Here is an 8,679-nt window from a genome sequence, read left to right as displayed (position 1 = left end):
CTCCTCACCGGATGTCCAGGCGATATCGATGTCGCCAACATCGGCGTACGCCGTTTCGACATCTTCGAAATATTCGGGCACGTCGCGTCGCGGCGGGCGGGGGCGCCGGTAGTAGATCGCGGCCAGCAGGTTCTTGGCCTCGACGTTTTCCGGATCGAGTTCGAGCGCCTTGTGCAGCGACGCACGCGCCTCGTCCAGCCGGCCCGCCGAGACGGCGCGATCGCCTGCCGAGATCAGCTCGCGGATGGACTGCTCCCGCCCGCTGCGCTCCATGAATAGCCGCGCCAGGCGTTCCTGGGCCTCGTGGTGATGCGGATCGACCGCGAAGATCTCCTGGAGATACGCCTCCGCGGAACGGAAGCGCCGGCCCGCGGCCGCGATCTCCACCATCTTGAGCAACTCATTCGCGGCCTCGCCCAAACGGCCCGCCTCGCGGTACACCGCGGATGCGCGGCGATGCGCTTCTTCGTTCTCGGGATCGTACGCGGAGATACGGGAAAGCAACTCGATCGCGCGGTCGCGGTCGCCCGCGTCGAGCGCGTTGTCGGTCATGCCGAACAGGAGCAACGTCGCCTTTTCAGTCTCGCCGGTGCGCGCGTAGTGGTCGGCTAGTGCATCCTCGGAGGCGCGATCGCCCGGACGGAGCTGAAGCTTCTTGTGGTGCAGCGTCTCCACGGCGGCGGCGCGGCCGGCCGCCTGCTGAACGCCAAGCAGCGCGTCGATCTGCGCAAGCTGCTCGTCGACCCGCCCGAGCTCCTCGTAGTGCGAAAGCAGCAGCTCGCGCGCACGAACGTGATCCGGATCCGCCTCGATCGCGGCGGACAACGCCCGCAGCGCGTGATCGCGATCGCCGACCCGCGCCGCTTCCTCGCCGACCATCACCAGATCCGCCACGGCCTCGCGCGTCTTGCCCTCGCGCAGGCGAATGTGCGCCAGGCGCTCGCGCGCCGTCAGGTTGTCCGGCTCGACCTGAAGCATGTCGTCGAGATAGCGCGAGGCAACCGCCAGATCGTCGCGGGCCATCGCCAGATCGACCAGTTTTTGCGTTGTCGCCATCGCGCCCTTGCGGTCGCCGCGCAGCGACTGCGTCTTGCGCAACAGCGTCAGCGCGCGCTCGGTCTGGACGCCGGTGTCGACGACGCCGCGCAACAGGGCGGGCAACTCGTCGAGCCGCCCGGCCGTCAATTCGATCTCGGCGAAAACCAGCAACTCGGAGGCCGCGGCCTCGTGTTCGCCGCGCCGGCGGTAGAGCTCCGCCAGGCGGCGGTGTGCGGCGGCATTCGCGGCGTCGATCGAGAGGATCTCGCGATACAGCGGCTCAAGCAGGGCGCCCTGGCCGGCCGCGGCGTAGGCGTCGGCGAGTTCGAGTGCGCGGCGGGCGGCCTTGTCGGTCTGTCGGGACTCCTTGTAGACGTCAACCAGACGGCGCAGGGCGCGCTGATGCGCGGGTTCGATCGCGAGGATTTCGAGCAGCCAGACCTCGCGCTCGTTTTCGGTCATCGATGAGGCGAGGGCGTCGAGCGCGTCGAAAGCGGTTTTCGCCGCGGCGTCCATGCGCCGCATGTCGAAATAGAAATCGCGCAGGCGGCGCCAGCTTTCGAGGTTCGAGCGGTCGAGCTCGAGCATTTCCTTGAGCCGGCGCTCGACCTGGTCGGTTTCGCCGCGCGCGCGGGCGACCTGCGCCATTTTCGCCAGCATCTCGACGGCGCCGCCGGTGTCGCCGGTGGCGATGAGCGCGTCCTTCAGGTTGCCGAGCACGGCGATGTTCTCGGCGTCGTTTTCAAGCGCGCTGCGCAGCGCCTTGACGGCGACGTCGGGCTGCCCGGCCTCGATAAGACGCCGTCCGAACGCCAGCATGACGTCGAGAGCCTTGTCGGGCCGGTCGATCTGAAGGTACAGGCGCTTGAGCGAATGCTGGGCGTCGGAGGAAAGGGGAGCGGCCTGCGCCGCCTTTTCGAGCGCCTCCTGTTCGAAGTCGGCGCGGCCGGCCGCGCGGGCTTGTTCCGCGACCTCGAGAAGCTGGTCGAGGCCCGCGTCGGTGTCGCCCGCCTGGATGAGCAGGTCGGCCATGCGGATCGCCGCGCGGTCGTTTTCCGGATCCAGGACGCGCACCTCGCGCAGCTTCGCCGCGGCCAGGTCGTACCGGCCGTTTTCGGCGAGCACATCGGCAAAGCGCGTCAGTTCCGCGACGGCGGACGGGATGTTCTGCTCGGCGACGTAGGTCTCGGTGAGTTGCTGATGCGCCGCTTCGTTGTCGGGCGCCAGCGCGATCAGCCGGCGAAGCGCGGTCTGCGCCGCGCCGGTGTCGCCGCGCTCGCCATAAATCACGGCCAGCACGTAGAGCTCGTTTTCCATCTCGACCGGGCGATCGGTGATCTCGTACAGATCGACGAGCTTGAGCGCGGCCTGCTCGTTTTTCGGATCGACCTCGCGGATGCGCCGCAAAAGGCCGATCGCTTCGTCGAACTTGCCGCGATCTTCTTCCGTGGCCTCGAGCTCGAACAGCTCGCGCAGCGCCTTGTCGGTGTCGCCGGCGCGCAGATGCAATTCGGACAGGCGGCGGCGCGCGTCCTGATTTTGCGCGTCAAGCCCGAGCGCGTCCTCGAGATATCGTTCGGCGCGGAACAGATCGCCGCGGCCCTCGGTAAGCTCCGCGAGTGTCAATAGATGCGCCGCGGCCTCGTGCCCCCGATCGGCCTCGCGCAGCAGGTCGACAAGCGCGATGCGCGCGTCCTCGTCGCCGCCGCGCCGCGCGAGATACATTTCGTACGCGGTCGCGGCATCCGCCGCGCGGCCGGCTTGCACGTAGAGCGGCGCAAGCTGCCCGAGCGCGTCGGCCTCGGCCACGTCGTCCCTGGCCGCGCGCGCGATATCGCGCATCTTCTCGCGCGGTTCGAGCGCCTGGGGCGAAAGCCGCGACGCGCGGGCCAGCCATTCGCGGGCGCGCTCGGGTTGGCGGTCGGCGACGCCCTCGGCGAGCCGGCAGAGCCGCGCGACGGCCTCGTCCGCGCGTCCCTCCGTTTCGGCCAGGTTCGCAAAGGCGACAAGCGCCGCCTCGTGATCCGGCGACCGCTCGTCGAGTTCCTCGGCGGCGCGCCGAGCGACATCGAAATCGCCCGCCGAAAAGGCCGCGTCGATAAGATCCGCGAGCGCGGAGACGGCCTTCTTCGGATGGTTGCCTTCGATGTAGTGATCCTTCAGACGCTCGCGCGCATCCAGATCCGCCGGTGAAAGGCGCACGATCTCCTTGAGCGTCGATTCGTAAGCCTTGCCCTGGCCGGCGCGGCGCTGCGCCTCGGCGATCGCCCGCAATTCGTCCACCGCCGCGCCCGTGTCGCCCGATGCCAGCAGCAGGTCGCGCCGCTTGGCGCGAGCGCCGAGATGATCGGGCGAGAGGCTCGCCACCTCGCCGAGCGTCGCCGCGGCGTCGGCCAGACGGCCCTCGGCCTCCGCGGATTTGGCGGCGTCCATGAGCATCGCCACGGCGTCGTCGACGCGGCCGCCCGCGATGTAGACATCCTTAAGCCGCGACGCCGCGGCCGCGTCGCCCGGACGCAGGTTCATGACGTCGGAAAGCACGTCAGCCGCGCCGCTCATGTCTTGGCGCCTCTCGAGCGCGTCGGCGAGCGCGACCATTTCGGCCGCGGCGGATTCGATGTCGCCGGCCTCGCGGTGCAGATCGATCAGCTTGCGGCGCGCATCGACGTTGTCCGGATCCAGTCCGAGAATCTCGCCGTAATCCGCCCGCTCGGCGGATCGGTCGCCCGCGGCATGGGCGATTTGGGCAAGCCCCAGCAGTTCGATGACCGCTTTGTCTTCCTGGCCGGTGGTGATGTAGTGGTCGCGCAACTGCCGATGGGCGCGCGCCTGCCCGGCGTCGATCGAGAGGATCTCGCGCAGCGCCGACTCGGTATCCTCGGCGTGTCCGGCTTTCTGGCGCGACTCGGCGAGGCGATACAACTCATCGATCGCCCGCGCCGTCTCGCCGGACTCGCGCAGATGATCGATAAGCGCGCGCCGTACCTCCGGCGCGTTCGGGCGAAGCTCGGCCGCACGTTCGAGATAGGGCGCCGGGTCGCGATCCTGAGTCTTCGCGAGCGTCGCGAGCGCCGCGAATTCGCGGGCGGCGGCGTCGGCGTCGCCGGCGCTATCGAGCATCGGCGCGATCGATTCCCGAACCGCGAACGACGAGGGCGCTAGGCCGGCCGCCTCGGCAAGACGGACGATGGCATCGGCGTTCTTGCCGCGCGCCAGATCGATGCGCGCGATCTCCACGAGTTGTGTCGCGGCGGCGTCGCGGTCGCCCGCGTCGCGGTGCGCCCGCGCGAGCGTCTCGCGCACGCCGATATCCTCCGGCTCGTATTCCAGCGCGCGTCCCAGCAACTCCGCGGCGCGCTCCGGCGCGCCTGTTTCGAGCAGGCGGCCGGCCTCGCCGGATAGCAGGGCGGACACGGCGCCGGCGTCGCCGGCGGTTTCCTCAACGGCCAGCCGCTGCTCGAAGGCGGCTTCGCTTTCGGGTTGGTCCGCGTGCCAGTGGCTTGCGATCTCGCGCGCGCCGGCGACATCGCCGGCGGACAGATACAGCCCCGCGAGCGTCTTCGCGTTTTCGGCCACGCCCTCGGCGTCCCCGGCCGCGCGCAGCGCGCCCAGAAGTTCGCGGCGATATTCGATATTCTCCGGCATTAGCGCGACCGCGCGCGAAAGATCGTCGCAGGCCGCATCCCGATCGCCGGCGCCGGCGGCCGCCTGGCCAAGGCGCGCGAACGAGGCCGCGGCGCGCGCGGCGTCGCGGGTCTCGAAAAACTCCGCGAGACGGCGAGAAAGGCGCGGCTCGCGATCGGCGTCCGCGGCGAGCGATTCGGCGTACCCCGCGGCGAGCGATTCCTCGTTTGAGGCGAGCGCCGCGTCGAGCAATTCCTCGGTCAACTCGCGCGCGGCGTCCCGGTCGTCGAATTCGATCGCCATCTCGCGGCGCATCTCGAGCACGGGGATGTCGTGCGGAAGCTCGGCGTTCAGGTCGGAGATGTACTCCATGAACGCGCCGGAAGCCTCCCGCGCCCGCGCGGATCCGCGAAGGCCCTCCAGATAAGCGTTCGCGTCCACGCGCGAGAGGGCGCGGTAATCCGAGACGGACAGGAAACGATCGGCGCGCGGCTCGGCGCCGGGCGCGCGCCCGGCGGGCGTCGCGGGGCCCTCGCCGCCGAACAGATCGACCTCGCCCTCGATCGGCTCGATGTCCTCGAGTCCGGCTTCCTCGGCGCCGAAGATGTCGACCTCGCCGGTATCCGCCTCGTCCAGGTGCTCCGCGGGCACGGACCAGGCATCTTCCTCGACGGCCGCCGGCACATCCTCGTCCGGCGGGCGTTGCTGGGCGGCGGTGGCCGCTTCCTCGAGCCCGTCGATGGGCTCGATCTCATCGAACTCCTCGATCTCCTCGACGCGCTCGGCGACAAGTGGCTCCTCGGACTCGAGCTCGACCTCGACGCCCTCGTCGGCCTCGGTTTCCACCTCGATCTCGAGCTCGTGATCCTCCCAGGCGACTTCCATTTCCGTTACGGCGGGCGGTTCGGGAATCGGCTCCGGTTCGGGCTCCGGCTCGCGGTAGCGTTCCAGGCGATCGAGCGCATACGCGTTTTCCGGATCGAGTTCCTTGATCTCACCACACGTCTCGCGGACCTTGTCCGGGCGGCCGGAGATGTCGTACAGGCGCGAGATACGCTCCAGCGATTCGAGCGCGACATCGCGGCGACCGACCGCGCGCGCCGACCGCGCGATCGCCTCCTGCAGCGCCACCGATCCGGTGATGTCCTTCTTCAGCCCGCCGAGAAGCGCCAGCACCTCGTTGTGTTCGCCGGCGTCCAGATAGATGTCCACGAGCGGCGAAACAACCTTCAGCTCGTCGATGCCCTTGTCGATGAGGCCTTCGAGCAGCTTGCGGCGCTCGGGCGTTTTCCGCTGGCGTTCAAAAACGTCCGCGGCCTTCAGGAATTCCTCGAGCGCGTCCTGGCGGAAACCCTCGGCGAGGTAGCGCTGCCCCATCTTCAGCCGGCTGACGGCGTTGTCGGGTGTAAGCTCGGCGAGCTGGCGGAACGTGTCGAGCGCCTCTTTCTTGCGCCCCGCCTTCTCGTGGATCTCCGCGGCCTTCGTGAAGTTCGATACGACCTCGCTCATCAGGCCGAGACGGTGATATTGCCGCCCAAGCTTGATGTAGACCTCGATCATCTGCGGGTCCACCTCGAGCGCCCGTTTGAACGCCGCGACCGCCTTCGGGTGGAACGATTGCTCGGCGTAGTTCTCGGCGACGAGCAGGTATTGGTCGAGCGCCTTCAGCTTCTCGTCGCGCTTCAGATACGCGTCGGCGAGCTTGAGCCGCGCGCGCATGTCGGACGTGTCCTCCTGGACCGTCTCGATGAGCGCCTCGAGATCCTTGTCGACCTTCGGCTTCGGCTTGGAGCGGATTTTCGAAAGAAACGAGCCTTTTTTCTCGGCCAAAACACCTCTCCCGCGATGCGATGAAAGCCTGTTACACCCGTGTATAATTCTTGTCGAGTGTCGTCAGCCGATCGCACCCGCTTTCCGTAATGACGACGGTGTCCTCGATACGCACACCGAATCGTCCGGGCAAATAGACGCCCGGTTCCACCGTGACCACCATGCCCGGCTCCGCCACGGCCTCCGAGCGCGAGGTCAGGCGCGGGCCTTCGTGGATCTCGATGCCAACGCCGTGCCCCAGTCCGTGCGTGAATTTATCGCCGAATCCCGCGGCCGCGATGGACTCGCGCGCGACGCGATCCACGTCGCGCAACAGGACGCCCGGGCGGATCGCGTCGATCGCCGCCTGCTGCGCGACCCGCACGATCTCGTAAACGCGGCGCGCCTCGGGTTCCACCTCGCCGACGCCGATGGTCATCGTCTGGTCCGAGCAATACCCATCCACGACGCATCCGAAATCGATAACCACAAGCTCGCCCTCGGCGATGATCTTGCCGGACGCCACGCCGTGGGGCAGGGCGCCGCGCCCTCCGGAGGCGACGATGGTGTCGAAGCTCGGCCGGGTCGCGCCGGCGCGGCGCATCGCCGTCTCCAAAACGAGCGCGATCTCGCTTTCGGAAACGCCCGGCCGCAGCGCGGCCTTCGCGGCCTCGAAGCCGACCTCCGCGGCCCAGGCGGCGCGCCGCATGATGGCGATCTCGCGTGCGTCCTTGCGAAGTCGCAAGCCGTCGACCTTGTCGCCGAGGCGCACGAACTCCACGTCGCCCGCCGCGTCGCGCAACGCCGCAAGGCGGCCGACGGTGATCGTCTCGTCCTCGAATCCGACGCGCCGCGCACCGCACTCGGAAAGCGCCTTTTCGATGAGCGCGATCTTGTCGAACGAAATGCGGCGTTCGAAATCCGGCGCCTCGTCGGCGGCCTGCGTTTCGTATCGCCCGTCCGTGAGGAAAAACGCCTTGTCGCGGCCAATGACGATCGACGCCTCCGTGCCGGTGAATCCCGAAAGCCACCGGACATTGGCGAGATTCCAGACAAGCAGCGCATCGACGCCCGCATCCGCCGCGAGTCGCCGCGCCGCGCCCATGCGTTGCGCCGTCACTTCTTCTCCTGGATTTGATCGAGAACGTATTCGAGCGCCAGATCATAGCCCGCGCGGCCCAATCCTTCGATACGTCCCGTGACGACGTCCGCGATGAACGAACGGCGGCGGAATCGCTCGCGCCGTTGCGTGTTCGAAAGATGCACCTCGATGACCGGAATCGACAGCGCCGCGACGGCGTCGCGGATCGCGATCGAGGTGTGCGTGTATGCGCCGGGGTTGATGATGAGCGCGTCCGCCTCGCGGCCGGCCTCCTGGATGTGGTCGATCAGCGCGCCCTCGTGGTTGCTCTGAAAAAAACGCACCTCGACGCCGCGCGCCTTGCCGGCGGCGACGAGAGCGTCGTTGATTTCCGCGAGCGTCGCGCGGCCGTAGATCTCCGGCTCGCGCTCGCCAAGCAGATTCAGATTCGGTCCGTGAATGATGTCGACGCGCGCCATCATCGCCTCCGCTTTTTGGTTTTGCCTTTTTTCCGTTTCTCGTCCGCCTGTCGCCGGCCGCCTTTTGCGTCGCGCGCCGCGTCGCGCCGGTCGTCCGATTCGCGCCGGTCGCCGCCCGCGTCTTCCTCCGGCGCCGCCTTCGCTTCGGCCGCGGATACCGCCGGCGTTCGGTCACCCGCGCGCCTGTCGGAAAATCCGCGCTCCGTCGCCGGCGTCTCCGGCTTGGCGGCATCCGCTCCCGGGCGATCGTCGATCGGCGAATCCACACGGTCGAAAAATTTGCTTTCGAAATCGTTCTCCGCGTTTGCGTGGGCGGGATCGGCGCCGCTGTCGCCGGATGGCTCCTTGACCGTGTCCTTCACGTCTTCGGCCTTCGCGGAATTTTTCACGACACCTTTTCGACCGAAAAGCTTTCGCATCGCCCGGCGGAAAAATCCGGGTTTTGGCGCGTCCTCCAGAAACTCGGGGTGCGGCGGAAGATACGCCACGTGCCGATCGGCATCGTCCGCCTCGACGGGTGATTCGTCCCCGGGCGTGTCACCGTAATCGGTGATCCACTCCTCTTCCACGGTGATCTCGGCCACGGCCGGCGGCGCGGCCGATGTCGCGGCAACCGCCGCGGAAATGTCCGCCGCGCCGCCGGCCGTG

At 68.4% G+C, this 8,679-nt stretch carries 4 protein-coding genes; all 4 read right to left on the bottom strand.

Annotated features, from left to right (window positions below; all coding sequences use genetic code 11):
• Window positions 1-6,492, bottom strand: a 6,492-nt coding sequence (locus K8I61_01625; GenBank protein ID MBZ0270708.1) for a tetratricopeptide repeat protein, incomplete at its 3' end; no start/stop codon positions are given.
• A gap of 31 nt (window positions 6,493-6,523) precedes the next feature.
• A complete protein-coding gene (locus K8I61_01620; protein MBZ0270707.1) occupies window positions 6,524-7,576 on the bottom strand; it encodes an aminopeptidase P family protein in 1,053 nt (350 codons plus the stop codon).
• Window positions 7,577-7,587: 11 nt separating this feature from the next.
• A complete protein-coding gene (gene aroQ / locus K8I61_01615; GenBank protein ID MBZ0270706.1) occupies window positions 7,588-8,031 on the bottom strand; it encodes a type II 3-dehydroquinate dehydratase in 444 nt (147 codons plus the stop codon).
• Window positions 8,031-8,679, bottom strand: a 649-nt coding sequence (locus tag K8I61_01610; GenBank protein MBZ0270705.1) for a hypothetical protein, incomplete at its 5' end; no start/stop codon positions are given. The genes aroQ and K8I61_01610, both read right to left, overlap by 1 nt.

It is taken from the genome of bacterium, assembly GCA_019912885.1.
In the GTDB taxonomy this organism is placed as follows: Bacteria; Lernaellota; Lernaellaia; order JACKCT01; family JACKCT01; genus JAIOHV01.
This window is presented reverse-complemented; position numbering and strand designations above follow the sequence as displayed.

Coding starts and splice junctions, on each gene's coding strand:
- aroQ (MBZ0270706.1), bottom strand. CDS start 8,031: ATGGCGCGCGTCGACATCATTCACGGACCGAATCTGAATCTGCTTGGC.
- K8I61_01620 (MBZ0270707.1), bottom strand. CDS start 7,576: ATGGGCGCGGCGCGGCGACTCGCGGCGGATGCGGGCGTCGATGCGCTG.